This window comes from Tetzosporium hominis (assembly GCF_002265435.1).
GTDB lineage: Bacteria > Bacillota > Bacilli > Bacillales_A > Planococcaceae > Chryseomicrobium > Chryseomicrobium hominis.
The window spans coordinates 1-231 of the sequence record NZ_NOKQ01000014.1 but is presented as its reverse complement, the minus strand read 5'-3'; the positions used below and the strand labels follow the sequence as shown (position 1 = coordinate 231).

Here is a 231-nt window from a genome sequence, read left to right as displayed (position 1 = left end):
GTACGACGCCGATATTGGAGCGCAGCATCTTTAATGAGTAGTGTTCAAGCGGTTTGCCGTCGATCGTGATCCGGCCGGATGTCGGTTCATAAAAGCGGCTCAGCAGTTGAATGATGCTGCTCTTGCCTGACCCCGTCGCGCCGATTAACCCAATTGTTTTGCCGCGCTCAGCCTGAAAAGACACCCCATGCAATGCTTCCGCATTTTCTTTTGTATATTGAAGGGAAACAT

General features: G+C 50.6%; 1 protein-coding gene. It reads right to left on the bottom strand.

Going from position 1 to position 231, the window contains the following annotated elements; translation table 11 throughout:
• The coding region (locus CF394_RS00035) for an ATP-binding cassette domain-containing protein (protein WP_133079761.1) at positions 1-231 on the bottom strand (231 nt) is incomplete at both ends.